27 protein-coding genes are annotated in these 21,187 nt (G+C 64.8%); 11 read left to right on the forward strand and 16 right to left on the reverse strand.

What is annotated here, in order from left to right; genetic code table 11:
* Positions 1–260, forward strand: a 260-nt coding sequence (locus ITJ59_RS17640; protein WP_228511860.1) for a hypothetical protein, incomplete at its 5' end; no start/stop codon positions are given.
* A 363-nt stretch (positions 261–623) separates the two neighbouring features.
* The gene (locus ITJ59_RS17645; protein ID WP_111086732.1) at positions 624–878 is read left to right on the forward strand and encodes a hypothetical protein; all 255 of its coding nucleotides are present in this window, start codon (positions 624–626) and stop codon (positions 876–878) included.
* Positions 879–908: 30 nt separating this feature from the next.
* On the opposite strand, the gene ITJ59_RS17650 is transcribed toward ITJ59_RS17645, so the two are convergent.
* From ITJ59_RS17650 to ITJ59_RS17670, 5 genes are all read right to left on the reverse strand, one after another.
* On the reverse strand, positions 909–1,799 hold the full coding sequence (locus ITJ59_RS17650; protein ID WP_194652618.1) for a hypothetical protein: 891 nt from the start codon (positions 1,797–1,799) through the stop codon (positions 909–911).
* A gap of 643 nt (positions 1,800–2,442) precedes the next feature.
* Positions 2,443–3,105, reverse strand: coding sequence for a hypothetical protein (locus ITJ59_RS17655; protein WP_194652619.1), 663 nt, complete (start codon positions 3,103–3,105; stop codon positions 2,443–2,445).
* Between the two features lie 21 nt (positions 3,106–3,126).
* Positions 3,127–3,573 carry a hypothetical protein gene (locus ITJ59_RS17660; RefSeq protein WP_194652620.1) on the reverse strand — a complete coding sequence of 149 codons (447 nt, stop codon included), beginning with the start codon at positions 3,571–3,573 and terminating at the stop codon, positions 3,127–3,129.
* 283 nt (positions 3,574–3,856) lie between these two features.
* Positions 3,857–4,042 (reverse strand): hypothetical protein, encoded by a 186-nt coding sequence (locus ITJ59_RS17665; protein ID WP_166673406.1) that lies wholly within the window; start codon positions 4,040–4,042, stop codon positions 3,857–3,859.
* A gap of 2 nt (positions 4,043–4,044) precedes the next feature.
* Positions 4,045–4,665, reverse strand: a complete 621-nt coding sequence (locus ITJ59_RS17670; protein WP_133939098.1) for a recombinase family protein — start codon at positions 4,663–4,665, stop codon at positions 4,045–4,047.
* A 289-nt stretch (positions 4,666–4,954) separates the two neighbouring features.
* Between ITJ59_RS17670 and ITJ59_RS17675 the strand changes: the two genes are divergently transcribed.
* The 4 genes from ITJ59_RS17675 (at position 4,955) to ITJ59_RS17690 (ending at position 6,088) form a co-directional block, all read left to right on the forward strand.
* Entirely contained in the window at positions 4,955–5,203 is a 249-nt protein-coding gene (locus ITJ59_RS17675) for a hypothetical protein (RefSeq protein ID WP_194652622.1), read from the forward strand.
* Positions 5,204–5,298: 95 nt separating this feature from the next.
* Entirely contained in the window at positions 5,299–5,529 is a 231-nt protein-coding gene (locus ITJ59_RS17680) for a DUF2188 domain-containing protein (RefSeq protein WP_111124171.1), read from the forward strand.
* An 85-nt stretch (positions 5,530–5,614) separates the two neighbouring features.
* Positions 5,615–5,860, forward strand: a complete 246-nt coding sequence (locus ITJ59_RS17685) for a hypothetical protein (protein WP_194652623.1) — start codon at positions 5,615–5,617, stop codon at positions 5,858–5,860.
* Positions 5,861–5,941: 81 nt separating this feature from the next.
* Positions 5,942–6,088: a hypothetical protein gene (locus ITJ59_RS17690; protein ID WP_194652624.1), complete on the forward strand. Its 147-nt coding sequence runs from the start codon at positions 5,942–5,944 to the stop codon at positions 6,086–6,088.
* 42 nt (positions 6,089–6,130) lie between these two features.
* Here ITJ59_RS17690 and ITJ59_RS17695 read toward each other — a convergent pair whose 3' ends face one another.
* The gene (locus ITJ59_RS17695; protein WP_323749549.1) at positions 6,131–6,643 is read right to left on the reverse strand and encodes a VanZ family protein; all 513 of its coding nucleotides are present in this window, start codon (positions 6,641–6,643) and stop codon (positions 6,131–6,133) included.
* A gap of 248 nt (positions 6,644–6,891) precedes the next feature.
* Entirely contained in the window at positions 6,892–7,386 is a 495-nt protein-coding gene (locus tag ITJ59_RS17700; protein WP_194652625.1) for a MarR family winged helix-turn-helix transcriptional regulator, read from the reverse strand.
* A gap of 97 nt (positions 7,387–7,483) precedes the next feature.
* On the opposite strand from ITJ59_RS17700, the gene ITJ59_RS17705 reads away from it, so the two are divergent.
* Positions 7,484–8,275 carry an SDR family NAD(P)-dependent oxidoreductase gene (locus ITJ59_RS17705; protein ID WP_194652626.1) on the forward strand — a complete coding sequence of 264 codons (792 nt, stop codon included), beginning with the start codon at positions 7,484–7,486 and terminating at the stop codon, positions 8,273–8,275.
* Positions 8,276–8,468: 193 nt separating this feature from the next.
* Here the strand turns inward: ITJ59_RS17705 and ITJ59_RS19280 are convergent, their stop codons facing one another.
* Positions 8,469–9,005 carry a putative immunity protein gene (locus ITJ59_RS19280; protein ID WP_228511862.1) on the reverse strand — a complete coding sequence of 179 codons (537 nt, stop codon included), beginning with the start codon at positions 9,003–9,005 and terminating at the stop codon, positions 8,469–8,471.
* Positions 9,006–9,143: 138 nt separating this feature from the next.
* Between ITJ59_RS19280 and ITJ59_RS17710 the strand changes: the two genes are divergently transcribed.
* Complete coding sequence (locus tag ITJ59_RS17710) at positions 9,144–9,656, forward strand: AAA family ATPase (protein ID WP_228511892.1); 513 nt, start codon at positions 9,144–9,146, stop codon at positions 9,654–9,656.
* A 150-nt stretch (positions 9,657–9,806) separates the two neighbouring features.
* Here the strand turns inward: ITJ59_RS17710 and ITJ59_RS17715 are convergent, their stop codons facing one another.
* The 4 genes from ITJ59_RS17715 to ITJ59_RS17730 all read right to left on the reverse strand — a co-directional run bounded on the left by ITJ59_RS17715 (position 9,807) and on the right by ITJ59_RS17730 (position 13,647).
* Positions 9,807–11,555, reverse strand: a complete 1,749-nt coding sequence (locus ITJ59_RS17715; protein ID WP_323749550.1) for an IS30 family transposase — start codon at positions 11,553–11,555, stop codon at positions 9,807–9,809.
* Between the two features lie 115 nt (positions 11,556–11,670).
* A complete protein-coding gene (locus tag ITJ59_RS17720; protein ID WP_194652628.1) occupies positions 11,671–12,150 on the reverse strand; it encodes a hypothetical protein in 480 nt (159 codons plus the stop codon).
* Between the two features lie 52 nt (positions 12,151–12,202).
* Positions 12,203–12,883, reverse strand: coding sequence for a hypothetical protein (locus ITJ59_RS17725; protein WP_194652629.1), 681 nt, complete (start codon positions 12,881–12,883; stop codon positions 12,203–12,205).
* A 47-nt stretch (positions 12,884–12,930) separates the two neighbouring features.
* Positions 12,931–13,647, reverse strand: a complete 717-nt coding sequence (locus ITJ59_RS17730) for a hypothetical protein (protein ID WP_194652630.1) — start codon at positions 13,645–13,647, stop codon at positions 12,931–12,933.
* Positions 13,648–13,988: 341 nt separating this feature from the next.
* Between ITJ59_RS17730 and ITJ59_RS17735 the strand changes: the two genes are divergently transcribed.
* Together ITJ59_RS17735 and ITJ59_RS17740 are read left to right on the forward strand one after the other, a co-directional pair.
* Entirely contained in the window at positions 13,989–14,813 is an 825-nt protein-coding gene (locus ITJ59_RS17735; RefSeq protein WP_228511864.1) for an AfsR/SARP family transcriptional regulator, read from the forward strand.
* A gap of 81 nt (positions 14,814–14,894) precedes the next feature.
* Positions 14,895–15,239, forward strand: a complete 345-nt coding sequence (locus tag ITJ59_RS17740; RefSeq protein ID WP_194652632.1) for a histone-like nucleoid-structuring protein Lsr2 — start codon at positions 14,895–14,897, stop codon at positions 15,237–15,239.
* Positions 15,240–15,474: 235 nt separating this feature from the next.
* Here the strand turns inward: ITJ59_RS17740 and ITJ59_RS17745 are convergent, their stop codons facing one another.
* Together ITJ59_RS17745 and ITJ59_RS17750 are read right to left on the reverse strand one after the other, a co-directional pair.
* Complete coding sequence (locus tag ITJ59_RS17745) at positions 15,475–18,039, reverse strand: DEAD/DEAH box helicase family protein (RefSeq protein ID WP_323749551.1); 2,565 nt, start codon at positions 18,037–18,039, stop codon at positions 15,475–15,477.
* 435 nt (positions 18,040–18,474) lie between these two features.
* Positions 18,475–19,206: a hypothetical protein gene (locus ITJ59_RS17750; protein WP_194652633.1), complete on the reverse strand. Its 732-nt coding sequence runs from the start codon at positions 19,204–19,206 to the stop codon at positions 18,475–18,477.
* 462 nt (positions 19,207–19,668) lie between these two features.
* Between ITJ59_RS17750 and ITJ59_RS17755 the strand changes: the two genes are divergently transcribed.
* A complete protein-coding gene (locus ITJ59_RS17755; RefSeq protein ID WP_194652634.1) occupies positions 19,669–20,166 on the forward strand; it encodes a hypothetical protein in 498 nt (165 codons plus the stop codon).
* Positions 20,167–20,223: 57 nt separating this feature from the next.
* On the opposite strand, the gene ITJ59_RS17760 is transcribed toward ITJ59_RS17755, so the two are convergent.
* Entirely contained in the window at positions 20,224–20,397 is a 174-nt protein-coding gene (locus ITJ59_RS17760; RefSeq protein ID WP_194652635.1) for a hypothetical protein, read from the reverse strand.
* 26 nt (positions 20,398–20,423) lie between these two features.
* Entirely contained in the window at positions 20,424–21,020 is a 597-nt protein-coding gene (locus ITJ59_RS17765) for a recombinase family protein (protein WP_194652636.1), read from the reverse strand.
* Positions 21,021–21,187: the final 167 nt, after the last annotated feature.

Here is a 21,187-nt window from a genome sequence, read left to right on the forward strand (position 1 = left end):
CTCGCCTCGCGCTCCTGCTCGAGCTCCGGGCGGACGAGGAACTCCGCGCGCCGCTCACCGGGGCCGATCCGGTGCGCGGCCGGCTGAACGAAACAGCCCGATCACTCCTAAACGCGCTCCGAGTGGACGACCCTGACCGCGCGGCGGTCGATCTCGTCGGCCTCATCGACGCGATGTTGCTCTACCGGACGGCTGCGGTTGCACCGCTCGACCCCGTCTCCGTCCTGACCGCCTACATTGCAGGACTTCCGCGACAATGATCACCGGTACGGCGCGCCCCATAGACGCACCGCGCACCGCGCACCGCGACGGGACACTCCACCGCCTGAAGGACGAGTAGAACGACGGCCCGCTATGGGTACGAACTCCACGCGACGCAGATGCGGCATTCGCCGGTCAGAGCGACCGAGACTGCGCTCGGGTGTACCAACACCGATGGCGGACGAGAGCGACGGCGGACTCATTCTCGGTGTCCAGGGATGTCGTGTTGTTCGATCCTGCACGTTCGGCCGGGTTCAGTTGCAGCCTTGCGCCTCCGTGTCGGCGTCAGATGGGTCAGTGCTGAGCTGCTCCGCGGGTTAGCATCGCCCTGGGGCGGATGGTCTGCCACCAAGGGGGACACAGTGTCGGACATCATCGCGGTCGGGGAACACAAGAAACGGGTGCAGTTCAAGCTCCGCATCCAGATGGTCGCGTTCATCGCAGCGGTCGTCGGCGGCGGAGCGTTCGGCATCAACGGCGCCGCTCACCTGAACAGTGCCGCGCTCGGGGCCATCGGCCTCGTGGGACTGGGCGTGGCGATCATCGCGTACGTGTGGTCACGCATCTATGGACTCGTCATCATCGCGAAGCACCAGGGACCGCCGAACCTGCGCTGACCGCGGTTCGGGTGCCGCACTGCAACGCGCTCAGTGACAAGCCGTGTCGAGGGCGACGATCCGGCTGGTCGAGCCGATGCCGTCCCCCCACGTGAAGCTTCCATGCAAGTCCGGAGAGCCGGACACGTCGTCCGTGAACTCCAACCGGCTCGAGCTGGCATCGACCTTCTGCTGCTGCAGATCAGCACCCGGCACGGTCGCCTCGACCGCTGCCCGGACCGCCGCGGCAGCGCGGACCGGGTCGACGGAATCATCGAGGAAGAGGTCCCACCGGTAGAACATGCCCGCCTTCGGACCGTATCCCGCATCGCAGTGCCCCGTGGACGGGGTGACGCGGACAGACCGCGCCGCAGCCGAACCCGTCGGCAATGACTGCCCAGCGGGGACGATGTCGTCCGGTGTGATCGCCAGCGCATCCATTACGGCTTGGCTCACAGCGTCGAGTCGCTGCTTCGTCGCGGCCCGGCGCGCGGGAGCGTTGCGTTCCGCAGCCCGACCCGCCGGCGAGGCCGCGCTCTCCGATGCTCGGGCCTCGGCTCTCGCCGTCGCCAGCACCTCTGACCGCGGATTCTCCCGCTCGTACGCCGCCTGCAGCCGCACCGAGGTCCGGATGATCGTCACCGACCCGGGGACGATCGTGCAGAGAGCGATACCCAGCGCCACAGCTCCGACCAGGAGCGCTGCACCCGGTGTCCCACGAGTCCGCCGCACGTCGACGATGCCCCAAACCAGCGCCCACCCGGGGATCCCGACACCGAGCACGATCGCGACGACTCCGTAGCCAGCGAACCCACCGGGACCGCCGCCGTCACCACCGTCGCCGCCGTCCTGCCCGTAACCGGCCAAGAGACCGCCGAAGAAGTACGGCACAAACGCCACCAACAACGCCACCAGAGCCGCGATCGCGAGACCAACGGACACCCCACTCACCCGTCGTCTTGCTCCCGGCCCACCACCCGACACTTCGGTCACACCACTCCCCCGTCACTCTCTCCCGTCGCCAATCATGATGGGTGGTTCCGAGCACGTACAGCGCCACCCGGCCACCCGGCCACCCGGCCACCCGGCCACCCGGCCACCGATCGCCGATCGCCGATCGACGATCTGGACAGCATGGACGAAGGCGTTCGTAATCATCGGATACGCCGTCCTCGCGGTAGGCATGGCCGTGCGGCTCGCAGTCGTCATCGGCGAATTGATTCACATTCAGAGCTATGCATCCGCACGCTCCGATATCACTGACAGTGAATCCCCGATATAGCATTTCCGAAACTGACGCGAAAAACGCATCTGGTACATCAAACCTTACCCTGCCACGCCACCTGCGGCCCACGCTTCGAAAAGCTCCTCCGAGCAACCCGAGGGCGTCCCGTTTCGCTGCTTTATCGTTGAGCGAGTAACGGCCGGACTGCCAATGTTGCGACAGCCCAATCGGAACCTCAATGACTGAGCTCACTTCGGCGTCCGGTGGCCAGTGGCTCTTCGCCACAGCAAACAATTGCCGTAATCACGCAAAGCACCCAACCCGTGGAGCGGGGTGGGTGCTTCTGTCTGGCGTGACGGGTTAGCCGAGCTTGACGTGGTGGAAATACCACCCGGTCTCGGGGATGTTGTAGGTCGCGGCAGTACCCGACGCGACCTTCTTGCAGGCCTTGTTCTCGACGTACTTCTGGACCGAGCCCTTGTGCTTGATCGCACCGATCTGCAGCTGACCGCGTTTCCACGCGGACGGCACCTTCCACGCACCGCTGGTGCTGCTCGTCCCGGACTTGGTCGCCGCCACGGAAACACCGACGTCCTCCTTGACCGTCGTGATCACATCAGATGCCGACACGCTCGTGGTGGATGAGATCGTCCCGGTCACGCCGAACGTCGTGGACCGACTGATCGTCAAAGTGACGCCGCTGTCACCGCTGACGGTGCTGTCCCGGCCGGTCGCGATCGTGAAGTTCGTCAGGGTCTCAGTCGCCTTGCGGCTCACGACTCCCCCTTCACACAGACCGTTGGGTGAGTCGATCGTCCCGGGATGGTTGCTGATCGGCACGTCACCGACGGTCACGACAGTTCCGTTGTCGGACACGATCCCGCCATCGGTGGCGTCCGTGGACACCGACGTGTCGCCGGATTCTGCCGGGTCCGTGGTCGGAGCCGTGTCAGCGTGTGCCGCGGTCCCTCCGAAGCCGATGAGCGCAGCAGCGAGCACCGACGTCGCGATGATTTTCTTCAATTGTCCCCCCAAGGGTGTCAGTTAATTACTATCGGGAATACCGACGATGTAGAACGATGTCTTCGCCGGAAGCTTGATCTTGACCTTCACTTCACCCGTGGAAGCCAAGGGAATTCCGCCACTGTTCTGCACCACGTTCGCGCACGGCCCGTCGAAATTCTTGCCCATTGTCACCTGATAATGACTCGACGGACTGCACGACACGTAGTACGTGATCTGCGTTGTGCCAGCCGGGACGGATTTGAGCGTAAAAGTCTTCGTGCCGGTTCCGCGTCGATGCAGCACTGGTGTCGCATCGGTGTAGAAATCGTGCGACTTGTCGCGCAATTGCACGATCGGGTCCACCGGCCAATGCGAAGTAGCCGCCGCTGTCTTGGCATGAACTCCTTGCGTTGAACACCCCGCAGTGGCGATGAGCGCCACAGTGCTCAACGCGACAGCAACAATCCGACCGCTGTTCTGCAACATTGCGACCCCCTATCTGTTCCACAACCTAGGGCACCGACCGCAGCCAGACAATGTAAAGGCGTTCAGGTTCGTGCCCCCTGTTCGAGGACGCAGTGATTCCGCGCTCCGAACACCGCTGCCAGCACACGCCGCACAGCTCCGTAGCCGATTTCCGACCAACATCGGAAGGAGCACGCCGACATCGCCGGAGGGGAGCCCTCTTTCTGCACCCACGCCGCTGGAGAGGCGACTGGCGGGCAGCCGACGAGAACCGTGTCTGACTGCTGTCACTGCAACACTCCGGCTAGCAGCCAGCGCGTCGGTCCCGATCCACCCGGGCAAGGATCCGGCGCGCACGCTCAAGGTCGGTCCGGTCATCCCAGTACGTCGGCACACTCCGGCTGAGCTGGCGCAGCGCGGTCACCACGGCACGCTGCTGCGCTTCGAGCTCACTGCCAGTCAGACGCTGCGCGTCTTCGTAGGTGATCAACGTCAACGTTCGAGGTGCGTCGGCACGGTCTTGCTGCGGCGTCCCGCGACCGGGTCGCTATCGCGCCGGAGAGCCCGATACACCGTTGTCCGACTCACCCCGAGGACGTCACCAATCTGCGCAACCGTCATGTCCCGCTGGTCATACAAGCGCCGGGCCGTCCGCGCCTGGTCCGCCGATAGCCGCGGCGGCCGACCACCCGTCCGCCCACGAGCGCGCGCCGCCGCGAGGCCGGCGTGGGTGCGTTCCTTGATGAGGTCCCGTTCGAACTCCGCCAACGCCGCGAACACCTGGAACACCAACCGGCCACCCGGAGAGGTCGTGTCGATCGACTCCTGCAACGACCGGAACCCCACACCCCGCTCCCCCAACGCCTGCAGCTGGTCAATGAGGTTCCGGATCGACCGGCCAAGCCGGTCACGCCGGTCAAGCCGCCACACCACGAGCGTGTCACCCGGACGGAGCTGATCAAGCAGGTTCGCGAGCTCCGGACGGTGCTCGAGCGACCCGGACATGGTGTCGGTCCAGACCCGGTAGCAGCCGGCCGCGTGCAACGCGTCGAGCTGCAACGCCGCATCCTGATCCGTCGTCGACACCCGCGCGTACCCGAGACGCTCACCCATGCGCAGAAACGTAACGGAACTCGTCACACCGGGTTGGTATTGATGCAGAGATAGTGGCACTGGTATCCGCCACACGACGCGCCGCCAATCAGGCCCTTCGAGCAGCTCCGAATCGGATGTGCCACAAACGATCGTTTGTGACAGCCTCATCGCCAATCCAGTGGAGCGCACGGCTCGGTTGTCGGTCGCGCCTGGAGGTGGCCGCTCACCGCGGGTTCGCACCGGATGCTCGAGCAGGTACCTGGTTGTCGGCGCCCATCGGTACCGTCCCCACAACGAGAGGGGCGACATGACCGACTACGACAGCGGCATGGTGTTCGGGCGAGCGTGCGAGGGCTGCGGCTTCGACCAATCCGTGATCTGGTTCGAACCAATCGACGACGATCCCGCCGGCGGCACATCGTGCTCGGAGTGCGGCACTGTGTACGGGCTCGACGGCACCCGTGACCGCGCACGTACGGAGGCCCGGCGCACGACGGGCGTTGAGCCGCCTCGCTCCTTCTCCGGCATCCGAGCTACCAGCCGGCCCGACGACTAGCCTCCCGTCGTCACACATCTGTAACACAGCCATACGGCGTGTCATATTTAGGTGTCGGCGGTCGGGGTTACCTTGTTCGTGACGAGGGAGGTGACATGAGTAGCAACAGGAACGTGGTGCCCAACCCGAACGGCGGCTGGGACGTGCGGGGCGGCGGAAGCCGAGCCTCCGCACACACCGACACCCAGGCTGAGGCGATCGACCGCGCGCGGACGATCATCAACAACCAGGGTGGCGGTGAACTCTCCATCCACAACCGGGAGGGCCAGGTGCGCGCGAAGGACACGATCGCGCCGGGCAACGACCCCAAGAACGTGAAGGGCTGACCCGAGCATCCTTTCGCGTAGAGGCCCGGTCACCGTTGGTGACCGGGCCTCTGTCGCGTCGGGCCGATGACCTAGGCTGCGCCGCATGACCCTCAACTCAGCAGTAGTGACTCGCGCCAGCCAGGCCCTGCGTGGCTATTCCGTGGGCGGTGAGACGAAGGACCGCGACGACGCGCACGCCGCACTGTCGGATCTGATCCTCGCCGCTCAATCATCCGGAGACACGGCGGTGGAGGGGCGGCTGCGTCAGGTACGGGAGATGCTCTCGCTCGGCCAGGCGGCCGCGAACGACGCCGACAACCTTCTCGACGAGATTGTGCACCCCGGGTAGCTACGCATCGTCCGATAGCCGATCGGCCTCCGGCACACCTGCCAGTGGCAAGCTGACCTGAACTGCTTGGAGGCCTACGTCATGAACTCAATCCTGCTTCTGCTCGCCGGCCCAGCCGGCGGCGCTGGTTCTCAGCACGGCATGTCCGTGCCGGTATGGCTCATCGTTGCGGCCGTTGTTGTCATCGTCATCGTCGGAGTGGTCGGCATCTTCCGGCGTCGTCGCTAACGTGTCCGATAGCCGATCCCCAAGCGGGCGCTGCTCCGCGGTTTAGGCGGTGGGTGCTGCCCCGGGGTTCGTGTGCCAGCGGAACCGGTCCGCGAGTGCGGACAAGATCGGTACACGTGTGAGCAGAACGAAGATTACGTAGCCGAGGATTCCCCCGAAGGTGTTCCAGATGAAGTCGTTGACGTCAGCGACGTGACCACCGGAGAACAGCTTCTGCGCGGCGAGTTGCAGTAGCTCGATTGTCAGGCTGACCACCGCCGAGGTCAGCAGCACCTTCCACCAGGACGGCCGGCGCATCAGGAGCGGTATGAGGATGCCGAGCGGTATGAACACCGCCAGGTTGGTGAGCGCGTCCGCGAGCTCGTAGTCCTGGAACGGGATCAGTGCCAGCGCCGGCTCCCATGGCTCAGACCTTGGCGTCGGGTTGAGAAAGATCGGGAAGACCGTGTTCGCGAAGATTCCCGCGGCGTAGACGGCGATGGCGGCCGCGACAGCCGCGCGCGGCCGGGTGAAACGTTGCCCCCTGAGCAGGAGCGCAAGCTGGATGAGGAACACGACGGCGCCGACGGGGACAGCGACCGGTAGGACGGGGACTTCGCCGAACGGGTTAGTAGACATCCGGGGAAGCCTAGTGATGCTGAGCTGCTGCAAGGATCTGATGACCGTGGACGGTCTCGGTAACCGATCCCGGGGATCGATTATTCGGGCACACGAACGTGGCTCGACCGAGCCACGTTCCGGCACTGGTGGCGGTCCGGAACGGAAAGCGCGGCCAGCTGAGACCCGTTCCGCTTGGGGATCCGCTATCGCACAGTCGGGGCGGTCCAAGCCGGTGCTGTGTTGACTGCAGCGGAGATGCGGTGACTGATCGCCTGCAGCTGCCGTACCTGAGTCTGCGAGAGCGCGTCGAAGACGAGGTGCTCCACCAGGGCGTGGTGCGCGGGTGTTGAGAGAAGCACCTTGTCATGGCCATCCTCGGTGAGAATCGCCAACGTGAATCGCCCGTCTTTTGGGTCCGGGGCGCGACGCACCCACCCCTTGCTCTCGAGCCGGGCCGCGGCACGGGACAGCCGCGAGAGAGTCGAACTCGCATAGCCCGCGAGCGTGCTCATCCGCAGGGTGCGGTCCGGTGCTGTATCGAGTGCAAATAGCACGCCGTGCTCGAAGTGGGTCAGGTCGCTGTCGCGCTGAAGTTGGGCATCGAGCGCGACCGGCAGCCGCTCGAGCAGCGTGGCGAGGGAACCCCAGACCTGGAGCTGTTCCGCGTTCAGTCCCTGAGGCGCTTCCGACGTCGACATGGAGAGAGGATATCGCAGCGTATTGACTTGCCCACGCAAGTGATACCGTACACTCCGTACTTGCGTAGGCAAGTCCTGATCAGCAGGAAGGCAACAGATGGATCTGCGACTCGAGGGTAAAACGGCGTTCGTCAGCGGCTCGACCGGCGGCATCGGCTACGCCGTCGCGTCTGCACTCACCGGCGAGGGGGCGGCCGTCGTGGTCAACGGCAGGGATACCGGCCGTGTGCAGGATGCGGTCAACCGGCTCCGGAGTGCGCACCCAGGATCAAAGCCGTCCGGGCTCGTCGCCGACTTCGGCGACGCAGAAGCCGTCGAGCGCCTTCTCGAGGACCTCGGCCAGGTCGATGTCCTCGTCAACAACGTTGGGCTCTTCGGCCTCGCTGACTTCGACGACGTCGATGACGACACCTGGCAGCGCTACTTCGACGTGAACGTGATGAGCGGCGTGCGCCTCTCCCGCCGGCTGATGGGCGGCATGCTCGAGCGAGGCTGGGGGCGTGTTGTGTTCATCAGCAGCGAGTCCGGGGTGAACGTGCCGGTCGACATGGTGCACTACGGCACCACGAAAGCTGCGATGCTCGCGGTCGCAAATGGCCTGGCCAAACGCACGCGGGGGACCGGGGTCACAGTCAACAGCGTGCTCGGCGGCCCGACCTACTCCGACGGTGTCGCAGCGGCCGTCGAGTCCATCGCAACCGCTCAGTCAGCGCCCCTCGACGCGGTGCGAGACGCGATCATCGGGCAGAACCGCACGACACTCCTCAAGCGGTTCATTGAGCCGTCGGAGTTGGCGAACCTCGTGGCATACCTGGCCAGCCCGCGTTCTTCAGCGACGAACGGGGCCGCGCTGCGCGCCGACGGGGGCGTGCTCACTACGGTGCTGTGATCATGTCAGGCCATGTGGGTACCCGCGGACGAGCTTGCCCGCGCCGGGAAAAGTGGTCGGGATGCAGCGATCGTTCAGTGGGCGAGCCCCGCGCGGAGCTGGGGTTCGAATCTCGCGAGTCATTAAGCTCCGTTAGTGGCGTCCGCTAACGGATCCCCTATCGGAACGGTCGTAAGGCAGCCGTAGCGCGAGCTCAGGCCTGTTCGGTGCTCCTAAGTGCGGCTTGCAGAGTGCGGACCGTTCTTCCGAGCGCTCCGGAAGCCAAGAGCCCGGAGCCGAGAGGGCCTGACGGGTCTTCTCCGAGGAGTGGCAGGGTCTCGAGCGCCTCCCTGACTGCGCGGCTCATGTGCTGCAGCTGCCACAGCACCTCGGCGTCGCCTTGTCCCGGCGTCGCAAGCTCGGCCGCCTTCGCCGCGTAAGCGGCTGCACCGAGAGCGTGAGCACCCATGTGCGCTACGCCGGCGGCCTGCCCCGCGGACCACGCTGCGGCCTTGCCCGCCACGGATGTTGCCGACTGCGCGGCCCGGCCCGCGACGAAACGGCGCCGAATCTCTCCTGCCGCATCGAGCTCACCCCGTGAGAACGCTCGCGCTCGAGTGATGCCGTCTCGTGGTCGGCTGTCGTCCGGAGATTCGGCCTCAAAGAGGGGCAGGACCCTCTCGGCGCAATCAGCCGCCCACGCGGCAACAAGACGACGATCATCCTCGGACAGCGATTGCGGAGAAAGCATGCCGTCACTCTTGCAGACGGTCCGATCCACGACCGGTGATCGGATACGCGGTCGAAGCTTCGGCGGAGTATCAGCTTCGCTGGTCCTGCGCGTCGCCGACCGATAGACAAGGAGCTACAGCCAACGAAGGAGTTGTCGATGCTGGTTCAGGTTTGTGGTCTTCCCGGGGCAGGGAAGTCGACGCTGTCTGCTGCGATCGCGGAGCTGATGCCCTCGCTGACGCTCCGCGTCGACGCGATCGAGGGTGCGATGTGGAAGTACCAAATCCCGCGCGAGCAGTCCGGGATCGCCGCGTACTCGATAATGCATGCCATCGCGGTACCGAACCTGCGGCGAGGACAGACGGTCATCGCGGACGCGGTGAGCGGCGTTGAACCCGCTCGGGCCGGATGGGCGTCGACAGCGGAAGCCGCCGGGGTGCCGCTGCGCGTGATCGAGGTTGTGTGTGCGGACGTCGACGAACACCGTCGCCGCGTGGAACAGCGTGCGAACGACCTGCCCGGGTTCACTTTGCCGACGTGGGACGAGGTACAGCGCACCGCCGAGGAGTACGAGCCTCGCACGGACGATCGGCTCGTCATCGACAGCACCCGCCCACTTGAAGAGACGGTCCGCCAGGCTCTCGACTACCTCAAACTCCACGCCCGGTAGGCGATCGGCTACCGCACGCTCGCCTGTAGCACCTGCACCCGCTGTATCCAAGCTTCACGGTGTCGCAAAAGACCCGCCCGGGGATCTGTGCGGTGACGGGGCGGCGGATTCTGAGGGTCGACGCAACAGATGGTTGATCTGGGGCTGGTTTCAGGGTAGCTGGAGGGCAGTGATGCGGCGCTTCTCGGCGTTGAATCGTTTGGCTGGAGTGTCGTAGTCGAGGCGCTTTCGCGGGCGGTTGTTGAGCTCGTTCATCACCGCGGTGACGTGGCTGCTGCTGTGGAGGGCAAGGTTCGTGCCCTTGGGGAAGTACTGCCGGAGGAGTCCGTTGAAGTTCTCGTTCGCGCCGCGCTGCCAGGGGCTGGAACGGTCGGCGAAGAACACGGGGACGCCGGTCGTGGCGGTCAGTTGTTCGTGGGCAGCCATCTCGACGCCCTGATCCCAGGTCAGCGACCGTTTCAGGTGCTTGGGGATCGCAGCGAACGCTTCCGTGATCGCGGCGTTGACGCTGCGCGCAGTGTGATCGTTCGGGAGGTTCACGACGATGCCGTAGTGGGTGGTGCGTTCACGGAGGGTGGCCATCGCGGACACGGAACCGACACCGACGATGAGGTCACCTTCCCAGTGGCCGGCGGTCAGCTTGTCGGCGGCCTCGACTGGACGCATGGTGATGCTGGCCATGTTCCGGATCCGGGACCCTCGACCGATGGGGTTGTTCCACCTGCTGCGTCGGACCCGCCGCCCGGTGCGGAGTCTGCCCGTGTAGCGCTTGTGCAGGCCGGCATCGTCTCGGAGGAGCAGGGCTCGGTAGATGGTCTCGTGGCAGATCCGCATTGCCGGGTCGGTGGGGTAGGTCTTTCGTAGCCAGCCGCTGATCTCTTCCGGTGACCAGAACCGGTTCAGCTTCCGCTGCACCAGCCGCCGAAGCGCGGCATCGGCGACGAGGCGGTGCGGTTTCGGACGGGCGCGTTGGCGCCTGGCGTCATCGTCAGCAAGATGCGGCAAGTAGTCCCCGCTTCCCGTCCGGTGTCGTCGGAGTTCGCGGCTGATCGTCGAGGGGTGCCGGCCCAGACGGACGCTGATCTGGCGAATCGAGAGTCCCAGGCGGCGCAGGTCGGCGATCTGGAGTCGTTCCCGCAGCGCCAGGTAACGTCCCGACGACGCCGGCTCGACAGGGCTCGCTGGCGGGATGCGGTAGCCGGCTCGGTGGCGAATCAGGGTGCCGGAACGTCGAGACATGCCCAGCAGTCTGCAGGCGTCGGTGTTACTCATGCCCTGCCGTATCAGCTGCCAGTACTCGTCCTCAACGCCACGGGGTTTTCGGCCTCGCCGCGTCGTCGTCAGTGACAGCTCAGCAACTCGCGCCGAAGCAGCCAACGCCTTGCGCAGCGCCGCCGTGGCGGCGCTCTGGTCGCTGCGGAGTCTGCTCCGCCGCTCCCGTTCGAGCAAGTCAGCGCGCTTCCCGCTCAGCCGAAGCGTGCCGGCGGCAGATGCGACGGAGCTTCCCTCCCGGAGTTCATCGAATCGACGTCGTAGAAGCCGGTAGCCGGTCGCGCGGCCCAGCCCGGATTCCACCGCGGCAGCTTCGACGGATGCGCCCGCGTGGAACGCCGACCAGAACCGGTCCTCGACACTCAGCTCGACGCGCAGATGGTGCCGTCCGTCGAGGTTCAGGCGCGCTTCCCAGGACGCTGCACGGCTGCTCGTCACCCCGACGATGGTCAACGCTGCTGCGGGATCATGGCCGGAACGGCGCAGCTGCAGATACCGCTCACGCAGGAACCGGTACCCGGTCTCCTTACCGATGCCAGCGATTCGGGCGGAAGGTTTGAGACCGCGCCCCTCCGCAATCAGCGCGAGGAACCGAACAGCTTGCGGTGACGACAGAGACAGGTACACGCGGAACACCTCCGAGGAAGGTGTTGCGTCGACCAAGTGAATCCGGGGGGCCTTCACTGAGACTCAGCAGGGCGACCGTCATGTCCCGACGGTGACAATGCCGGAGGGGAACGGTCTACGGGATCAGGCGTTCGAAGTGGATGCAGAGGCCGGCGGCGTCGGCAGCGGCCTGGAACCCGGAGGCGCCCTTCACGATCTGGTAGGTGCTACTTGCCTTCGTGATCGTTACGGCCACCGGGAGCATCTCATGTGGGTCGAACGTGAAGTTCTGACCCGGGTGTTGCGATGACTGGTAGGAGAGTTCCTTCAGCAGCGGAGCGTTGAGGAACACGATGGTGGACTTGTTGGTCGGGTAGAGCTCACCCCATCGCGCTTCGGCGACGGTCCATGCGGTCCGCACGAAGTCGATGTCTTGGTGGGGGTCGGTGCTGGAGAGTTTCGCGGTTGCCCGCCAGCCGGTGAAGAGGGCGGTCACTTCCGTGTCCGTCATGCCGTAGGCCCGTAGTCCGGCTCGTACTTCTGGGCCGCAGAGGAGCTCGGTTCCGTCGTCGATGGGACGAACGTGCTTGATGAGGAAGTCGATTGCGATTCCCATGGTGTGTCCTTCCGTCAGAGGGGGCGGTGCGTGGTTTGTCGAAGCGGTTGGTTCAGGCGGTCACAGTGATGACTGCTTGCCGAACGGCGGCGACGAGCGGGTCGAGTTTCCCCGTCAGCTGGAGGAGCTGGTCGAGGTTCATCTGCACGGTGACGGTGTCGATGGTGAGGCTGCTGCCGGCGGCAGTGGCTGGACGGCTGGGGTAGGCCGCGAGGCGGGCGGGGTGGGCGCTGGACGGGTAGGTCAGGGACGCGGCGACGAGGCTCATCTGGCAGGTCGCGCCGTTGATCTCGGCGATTGCGATGACCGCGATCCCGGCGGTGCCGGCAAGACTGTGCGTGTTCCAGTGCTGCAGGCCAGGCCCACTCAATGTGGCCAGCTTGGTGACCAGTCCCCCGAGGGCTGAGATCACGGAGGGGCTCGAGGTCGGCTTGAGCTGGTCGCGGATGCTCAGCCAGGGCACTCCCATGCCCTTCGCCGATGCCTGTCCAGCACTCACAAGGGGCGCTGTGACGGTGGTGGTCGCGGTTGTGACCCACCCGAGTTGGTTCATCACGTTCACGTAGTTGGGGAACCACGTGGGAAGGGCCGCGGGGGTGGGGACGGGGTTGCCGGCGTACAGGAGGCAGTCGATGATCGCGTCGGTGACTTCGGAGACGGTCACCAGCGCCAGCGCTGGTTGGTTCGGGGTCAGGTAGAAAACGGTGTTGTCGATGAGGTAGCCGGTCGCCACCGGGACCCCCTCGAGGGGGATTCCCGACGGGGTCCCGGTGGCCCCGCTCATGCCGGCTTCAGAGGCGGCAGGCCGGCGATGTACCCGGCGGAGAGGGCCTGCATCTGGCTGGTGACGGTGTCGCCCACGCCCGGGCTGTTCCAGAGGTTGTCGTTCAGGGTGAGCGTGGTGTCGGCGTACTGGATGCTGAGGCTGGTGGAGGAGTAGCTCGCCCACAGGAACTTGTCGGTCTCTTCCGCCCCTGTCATCTGGAAGGCGGAGAGCTGGAGCGTGACCTGGCCGTTTGTTTCGTTCGCGGTCCCGAGCGAGAAGGTGCCCTGGTTGGTGCTCTGCGAGTGGCTGGAGAAGATGGTCCACGGCGCTCCCCCGCTGTCCGCGGAGTCTTCGAGCGCCTTGACCGCGGACTCCGCGATCGCCAGGGCGTCCGCGGTGAGAAGCCCCCCGAGGACCTGAAGAACAACCTGATCCAGCTCCACGGTCTGGGTCGCCAGGGAGAAATCGGAGAAGGCGTACCCCTGGCCGACGAAACCGATGTTGGTCAGCATGTTCTGGACGTACTTGAAGTAGTCCAGCGGGTCTTTGAGCGGGTCGAAACCGCCCGTCTGCACGGCATGCAACTGCGCGAAGCCGACCGCGTACTGCAGCTCCGTGGCATGCGTCGGGGAGACGTCGGAGGTGAAGGACACCAGCGAGTTGCCGACCGTCGCGGCGCTACCGCTGGGCTGCGGAGCCGGCGCAAGCGCAGGAGCGGCGGGGTCGTCCACCGCGGCGAGGCCACCAGGCCGGACGGGGTGCTGGAGGCGGGGAAGGGCTGCGACAGCTGCGACAGCCTGCTCGATTGAGACGGACATCAATATTCCCATCGTTGGGTGAGCGCCTCCGGTTGGAGACGGCATCAGGAAACCCCAACACCCGCACCAAACCCATCGCTTCAGTCACGGCCCGACGTCGACAAAACGCAGCGCAGCATGACGAAAGGCACACGGTGATGACGCATGCATGGAGGTGGTGTGCGACGACACCGTGACGGTGATGTCTTCCGCGCGTGACCGCATCGTGACGAGCAGTCCGACCAAACCTCACGAACCTCGATAGCCTCAGCAACATGGGGCAGCCGCGGCGCCAAGGGGACAGCGCAAAAGAGCAGCGACAGCCTGCCTCTAAGGAGCTCCCCGCGAGACCGGTGGAACGACAAATACGGGTGATTGGCCCGTTCCAGGCGCGGCGTGACGGCCACTTGCAGCCGCTGCCGCACAGTGCCGAACGCGTCCTCGCCGCCGCCGCGCTCATCGGCCCACTCTCCCGCTCACACGCGGGAGCGTTGTTATGGCCAGATGCCGACACCACCCGGTCATCAGCCAACCTGCGGGCAGCCCTCTCCCGAATGGCGACGGCTGACGACCGGTTCCTCCATCTCAGCGGAGAAGTCCTCTCTCTCCCCGACACGGTCACCCTGGATGTCGACGACACCCTGGCCTGGATCAACGAGACCATCTACGGAACCGCCAATTCCGCAGTCACACCCCCGCCGGCCTCCATCGGGAAGCAACTGCTCCCCGGGTGGGACGAGGAATGGCTCACCGATGTTCGAGAACGGTTGGAGCTCCTCCAAACGCAAGCCCTCGAGGTCGCAGCGGAACGTCTGATCGCCGCCGGACGCACCGCAGAAGCGCTTCCGTATGCTCTGTCCGCTGTCCAGGCTCAGCCTTGGTCAGAAAGCGCGAACCGTCTCATCATCGAGATCCACGCCCGCCGCGGTGACCCGTCCAATGCGCTCCGCCGATACCACCGCTTCCGCCGCGCACTCGAGGAAGAACTCGGAGTCCAACCCGGCCCCGACATGCTCGCCGCCATCCGCCAGCTCTACCCCTTCGGCAACATCCCGCCAGAACGCACAACACAACCCATCCCGCCTTCCAAAGCCGGATAAACCGCCAGGCTTCCTGCTGCACTTTCGCCGCAGCGGATATGCCAAGGTAGGTGTGACCCCCGAGCGAAAGGCAACCTCACCATGGCGCAGAAAGTCACCACGCACCTCATCGACGACCTCACCGGCGACACCATCGAAGACGGCCACGGCCGCACCGTCACCTTCGGCTTCGACGGCGCACACTACGAAATCGACCTCACCAACGACAACGCCGACGCGCTCCGCGAAGCGTTCTCCGACTACATCGCCGCCGCCCGCAAAGTCACAGACCGCACCGGCCGCGCCAACGCTGGAGCCGCTCCGAAGCGGGGCAACTCGGAAGAGCTCGCGAAGATCCGCGAGTGGGCCGCCGCGAACGGCCACGAAGTCTCCTCCCGCGGCCGCATCAGCCAGGCCGTCCGCGACGCATACGACGCCGCACACTAACGCCACTCCCCGCAAAACAGCCGACCACCCGTCAAGGTGGCCGGCTGTTCTCATGCGTGCCGATACGACGCTCTTATGTCAGGTCCGCATGACGCAGGCGACCGAACTTAACGGACGGAAACGGGTCGACGAAATTGAGACCATCCTGTCAACCGGAGGCCGAATGTCCGTCTCTTAGAGTGACCACACGCCACTCGTGACTCGCCCGCCGACACGTGCGTCCGCCGTGGTGTTCTCAGTCGGCTGCAACCGGGTCCGAGGTGAATCCCTCTCGCACCTGCGTGGGCAAAAGACCATGACCGGACATAGTTTCGCGGACCAGGTCCGAAAGCTGCGAGGGCGTACGGCCGTCCTTCGATGCCAGAATCTCACTCCAGGCCTGCACCACGTCCTTGCCAAGTGTCATGAGATCCGACAAATCAATGTGATAGACATGCGATTGAGCCGCCTTGATGCCGTCAATGTCGACGCCAGACTTCGGGGAAATGATGATCGTTGCACTACCAGGCGGCGGAGGAGTGTGGCCACGATCGGATGCAAGAAGTTGCAATTGATCGTTCGCTTGACGAATTTCTTTATGGGTAATCACCCCCGTGAGATCATGGTCGGATTTTGCTTCCATCGCTAACCACAGATGGTTTTCCCAACACCAGGTAGAATCACACCGACCCTTCTCAGGGGGCTTCCCTGCCTCGGCACCGAGTAGCTTTCCAAGCGCTGTCAACGCCGGCTCGTACTTCCCAGGTTCTCGTTCACCGAGCCCGGCCACCATCTCGCCAACTTGCCGGTTGTGCTTGCCGATGTTCACACCGGCGCTCAGAATACTCACGATCTTCGTCACCGCCGACGCGTCTTCTGGCGCGAGGGCACGCGAGGCGACAGTCGTGAGAGTTGGCATCTCGCGCGTCCAAGTGCCCTCGGCTGTTTTCTCGGACTGACTGATCAACTGTACGGCGTTCGCATGTGCTCCTGGATCGGATGCAGCATTCAATTCGGTCCAAATGCCTGCGAGGTACAGCCACACTGAACGATAACCGCGTGTGGCGTTTCCACCTTCACCGATGACTCGCGCAGCGTCCAGCGCCTTCGCGGCAGCCTTGTCCCATTGGCTTGCGGCCGCAAACACGCAGGCTTCCACTTCGTGTGGAACAGACTTCCCGAGGGCTTCGCTTCCCGCAGGTAGAATCTGCACAGCTTCCCGGCGAGCTTTGGCGATGTGGGGTTCAGCTCCGGAGCGCCATGCGTCACCCTGTTCGAGGAACGCATCGACGTTGCTCAGCACTTCCTCGACGGATACGTCAGTGCTATTCGTTCTCCCAAACTGAATTTCCGCCTGCAAATCAGCCTCGAGTGCGTTGATCGTTTCCGGCTGTTGCAAATACTTTGTCAACCCTCGGTCAAGGATCACAACAATCGCAGCATCGTTCGGCTGACGGGTAGCGCGGCCGGCCCCCTGCACCACGCGTGTACGGACTCGCTCTGCGATCGCGGCCCCCGCCTTCGCACGGCCATACAAGAAGCGTTCCTGCAGGCTGTCTTGATCCGGCTTCCCATCAAGGACAACGACTCGGCATGCATCATCGGGCAGGTCTATCCCGTCGTACCGGCTAGCGAGGGCGCATACACCGTTGGGCAAGTCCGCAAACGGTTTCATTCCGTCGGCGACGTCGTCGATACCGAGGACAGGCCAATCGTTGCTGACGAGCTTTTTACCGAGAGCGACGGCGCGCGCCGTCTCAGGTCCGAGGACGAGGGCTTTTCCGGCACGGGCAACGATTTGCTTCGTAACGTCCACTGGGTCGACTCTTGCCATCAGCTCTGGGAAAACAAAGAAGCGGCGTCCTGAACGAGGCGTCGGTGCGGTTTCTGGGAGGCGCAGTCGTTGAATTGTCTCACGCCCGAACGCTCGCTCAATCTCCCCTCCAACGCCGAGCGTTGCAGACAGGTACATGCGCTGGCGTGCGCGGGGAAATACCTTGTTATCGCCTGTTGGTGGGATTATGGGGCGGATGAGAATCCCACCATAACTCACATACGCGAGGCACGCAGTGAGCCCAGAGCGAATGACAGCAAAGTCAAACTTAAAATCGGATAGTGACGCCAGAGCCGTGTCCAGTTCGGCTAGCATGCCGTTGGTCATCGATGGAAGCACCAAGCGAACAGATTCGCTGATACTCGCGTCCGGGAACTCCTCGGAGAGTCGATTAGCGAATACACCATCGAGACCTGGTTTCAGTGTCTTTAGGACCGCCGCGTACGCGGCAGGATGCTTATGGCGTTTGATGTCGACCGCATAAGATTCACCGACATACTGCTCACCTGCGTGCGCATCGTCGAAAATGATCAGATCGGGAACTTCAACGTGCGGGTTGCTATTAAAGATAGTGTTATAGGTAACTATTGCGACCTTCTCGGCCGCCTCAAACGCCGTTTGGTCTGGCATCGGCCAGTCCTGATGCCGCCCAATCAGCGTCACCGCTTTAATGCCTTCGCGGTCGGCTGTGGCTTGCACTTGTTTTACCAATTGCTTGGTCGGGCACGCGTAAAGAACGCGCTTGCCTGTGTGGCGTCGCACCCACTCGGCCAGGAGAAGACCGGTAAGGGTCTTGCCAGTGCCGGTTGGCAGCTCGATTGCGAGGTCCGCAGTTTCTTGGTGCTCCTCCATGTATAGACGGAGCAGGTCGACCTGATGGGACCAGAGGCCCGGGACCGCGTCTCGACGCCTCGGCAAGTCTATGTAGAGGTCCTCGGGGGTCGCCGGCGCTGGTCCTTCGGTAGTGGTGCCCTTGAACGCCATCATGCCCCTTTGCGTGGAGTGGTTTCAGCGAGCCTACTGGCACGACCGGAAACTGCGGTCCGCCAGGTCACGCTCATATCTCTCCAAGCTTTACCCCCTCGGACCTGCTCAGGACGCGTCCGGCCGACGCTCATTTGTGGCGCCATCCCCACACAGCCGTCGATGGGCCGTCGTGGCCCGCATAGGGATCGGGCACGGGTCGGCTTCGCGGCTCGGCCGAGCCCCTGCAGCTGCACCGGTCACACCGTCTCAGGTTGGTGATCCGCAATCCCAACCGTCGGCGGCGCCATGATGAGACACCCGGAGTGCGTCTCCGCTCGCTAGTTGCTGTGGGGTATGCCCCAGCGCTACAGCGCTGCTTAGGGAGATCTGCGTGGCGTTGGGGTCGAGCTCGCGGTTTTCGCCACAGATCTGAGCACGGGTCTGGACCCGTACGCATCAGCCGAGCTGCGCGTCGGCCTTCCGGTACGCCGCTTCGACGATCTGCTGCACCTCGGCGTCCTTGGGCACGTTGAACGAGTACGCGGCACCAACGACCACCATGACGCCGAACCCGTCCCCGGCGATCATGCAGGTCGTTCCCGCGACCGTTGTGGCTCCGCGCGCTTCGAATCCGCCGCAGTACGTGGCGGAGCCCCAGGAGCCGAGGTCCTTCACCGTGGTGACGATGGTTTCCTCGGCACCATCGATCGTGAAGGTGCTTCCCTCGGTTGGGCACCCTCGCACAGCATTCGTGATCGCTTGTACATGCTCGGCGGCGGCTGGGTCGGCGAACGTACCGACGTTGAGGTACGCACCGGTGGACTCTCGGGTCCAGTCGCGACCGCTCTGTGCAGTGTTCTCGAGATCCTCGCCGAGTTGATCGGAGAAGTCGGCACCGCAGGCACCGGGCCCCTCCGCATCGGTCGACGTCGCACCGTCATCGGTGGAGTCGCTGCTGGGCTTTTCCGCCCAGCCGCCAACCGGTAGTTCCGCTGTGGTGAGCACCGCCCCAGACAGCACGTCCTCCGTCAGGCCGGCATGTGCGGACGGCGTTGCAGTCGCGGTCTTCGTTCCCTCGCCCCGGTCAGTGTCGGCGTTGCCACTCGAAGCGCATCCGCTGAGTGCGCATCCCACCGTGATGGTGATAGCGGCTCCGACGGCCCACGTACGCTGCGTGATATCCCCCATGGGCCCATCCTGCCAGGCTGATGGGAACCGAGACAGGCTGCACCGTCCGAGCAATTCGCATGTGCGAAGCGGCTACCGCAGCCGGCGTCTCGGCCGATAGGCCGGTGCGGGGGGTTCAACATGCTGATCGTGTTCGCGGTGCTGGTGGCTATCGCGGTTGTGGGTGGCGCAGTTCTTCGCGCGCGCCACCGCCATACACGTCGGGAGCCGGCACACTCGTGCCTTGCTCCGAACCGGTCTCGTGGCCGGAACGTGTACTGCCAAAACCCGACACCACGTGGCGGGTACTGCAGCATCCACCATGACCAGCACAGTCGTGACAACGGCATGGTCATCTCCGCAAGCCTCTTCGCTGCGCTCGTCGTCGCCGTCGGTATCTGGCTGCAAGCCCAGCAGTAAGCACCTCCCCGCGGCGCCAGCTGTGGTGCCGCTCGCATAGTCACCCCGTCGGAAGGCGCACCCATGACACTTGAAGTGATTCCCTGGCTGTCGCTCGCTACCGCCGTAATGTCAGCCGTGGCCGCGATCGCGAGCGTGTCGATCGCTTCGGGAAGCCGCTACACCGGCAGCGTCATGACCAGCTTCAACACGCTCTCCACCGATGCCGCTCGCGCCGACCGCGCCACGATCGTGGACGCAACCGCCGCACGACGACTCAGCCGACGCAAGCGCCGGGCCATGACCGCGGCATACGCCCACCAGGTCGAACGCCTCGCGCAGCTCACCGTCGTGGTGGACGGTATCAAGGGCAACGGGTGGGTCACCGCTCACGCCCCAGTGCTGTACATCGAGGTGTCGAAAGTCGTCCGCGAGTTGAACGCCGTCCAGGACCGCCACAAGGTGAAGGCCCCGCAAGCCGACGTCCGACGCGCGAACGAGCTCCTCAAGTCGCTCCCGCCCGTGAAGAACTCCTGGAGCCGCACGGTTGCGAAAGCACCAAAGGGCCGAGTTCACGCATAACCGGACGCCGCCTGAACCGGAGGCACGGACGTCGTCAAAGCAAAGAGGCCTTACCGCTCAGCTGCTGCTGTCACAGTACGACCACTCGTCCCGGTCGAGCACCACGGTGCGGCCGTCGATGCGGAGGTAGAGGCCCTTCGGTGACCAGCCGGTCGGGATGCCGGCGATGGTTTCGGACTCCCACCCCTCGCGGCCACGCCACCACCGAACGAACTCCGCCGGCTGTCGCATCGCGAATCCCTTCGCACGCTCGTTGATCACCGCTCCTCCCCCATGACGCGCTCCGTAGCGGCCTGGTGGCGGTACAGCGTCGCGCGCGACCATCCGACGAGGTTCGCAGCGTCCGCCGCGGTATGGCCGGCAGCGCGAGCCTCGTTCACGATCGCGAGCTTCCGGCCAATCACCGCCGGATCCGACGGCGGCCGGCCAAACCGAATCCCGGACTCCCGCGCTGCAGCGATGCCGGCGGTGACGCGCTCGACGATGAGCTCGCGTTCGTACTCCGCCAACGTCGCCATCAGGTTCAACATCAGCCGCCCCGTCGACGTCGCCGGATCAATCCCGTCCGACACACTCCGGACACCGATCCCCCGCTCCCCCAACATCGCAACCGTGCTCAACACATCAACGAGCGACCGGCCGAGCCGGTCCACTCGCCACACCACCACCGTGTCCCCGCTGGTCGCGTGCTCGAGCAGCCGCCCCATCCCGGGACGAGCCGCGGCCTCCTTCCGGCCCGAAGTGACGTCGGCGAAGATGTCCCGCTCCTGCACCCCCGCCGCCACCAATGCATCAACCTGCAGTTGCGCATCCTGTGCCCTAGTACTGATACGCGTATACCCGAGAAGCCTCACCCGGCAAGTGTCTCAGAAAACCCCTCCACCGCCGTGAAACACCCCGACCACGTCGAGACGACTTTCGAGACACAGCGACCCCGCTTGGATGCTGATCTCGCCGATGTGGCGATCTGTCCCACGGCCGCGTCTCGAAAAACTATAGGTTCCGAGGCATGCGGCGGTGT

This window comes from Curtobacterium sp. VKM Ac-1393, assembly GCF_015350995.1.
Classification (GTDB): domain Bacteria; phylum Actinomycetota; class Actinomycetes; order Actinomycetales; family Microbacteriaceae; genus Curtobacterium.

Bases quoted from the DNA above. Each gene is read 5' to 3' on its own strand.
- ITJ59_RS17660 (WP_194652620.1), bottom strand. From the start codon at position 3,573: ATGTTGCAGAACAGCGGTCGGATTGTTGCTGTCGCGTTGAGCACTGTG.
- ITJ59_RS17670 (WP_133939098.1), bottom strand. From the start codon at position 4,665: ATGGGTGAGCGTCTCGGGTACGCGCGGGTGTCGACGACGGATCAGGAT.
- ITJ59_RS17675 (WP_194652622.1), top strand. From the start codon at position 4,955: ATGACCGACTACGACAGCGGCATGGTGTTCGGGCGAGCGTGCGAGGGC.
- ITJ59_RS17680 (WP_111124171.1), top strand. From the start codon at position 5,299: ATGAGTAGCAACAGGAACGTGGTGCCCAACCCGAACGGCGGCTGGGAC.
- ITJ59_RS17685 (WP_194652623.1), top strand. From the start codon at position 5,615: ATGACCCTCAACTCAGCAGTAGTGACTCGCGCCAGCCAGGCCCTGCGT.
- ITJ59_RS17690 (WP_194652624.1), top strand. From the start codon at position 5,942: ATGAACTCAATCCTGCTTCTGCTCGCCGGCCCAGCCGGCGGCGCTGGT.
- ITJ59_RS17700 (WP_194652625.1), bottom strand. From the start codon at position 7,386: ATGTCGACGTCGGAAGCGCCTCAGGGACTGAACGCGGAACAGCTCCAG.
- ITJ59_RS17705 (WP_194652626.1), top strand. From the start codon at position 7,484: ATGGATCTGCGACTCGAGGGTAAAACGGCGTTCGTCAGCGGCTCGACC.
- ITJ59_RS19280 (WP_228511862.1), bottom strand. From the start codon at position 9,005: ATGCTTTCTCCGCAATCGCTGTCCGAGGATGATCGTCGTCTTGTTGCC.
- ITJ59_RS17710 (WP_228511892.1), top strand. From the start codon at position 9,144: ATGCTGGTTCAGGTTTGTGGTCTTCCCGGGGCAGGGAAGTCGACGCTG.
- ITJ59_RS17720 (WP_194652628.1), bottom strand. From the start codon at position 12,150: ATGGGAATCGCAATCGACTTCCTCATCAAGCACGTTCGTCCCATCGAC.
- ITJ59_RS17735 (WP_228511864.1), top strand. From the start codon at position 13,989: ATGGGGCAGCCGCGGCGCCAAGGGGACAGCGCAAAAGAGCAGCGACAG.
- ITJ59_RS17740 (WP_194652632.1), top strand. From the start codon at position 14,895: ATGGCGCAGAAAGTCACCACGCACCTCATCGACGACCTCACCGGCGAC.
- ITJ59_RS17745 (WP_323749551.1), bottom strand. From the start codon at position 18,039: ATGATGGCGTTCAAGGGCACCACTACCGAAGGACCAGCGCCGGCGACC.
- ITJ59_RS17750 (WP_194652633.1), bottom strand. From the start codon at position 19,206: ATGGGGGATATCACGCAGCGTACGTGGGCCGTCGGAGCCGCTATCACC.
- ITJ59_RS17755 (WP_194652634.1), top strand. From the start codon at position 19,669: ATGACACTTGAAGTGATTCCCTGGCTGTCGCTCGCTACCGCCGTAATG.
- ITJ59_RS17760 (WP_194652635.1), bottom strand. From the start codon at position 20,397: ATGCGACAGCCGGCGGAGTTCGTTCGGTGGTGGCGTGGCCGCGAGGGG.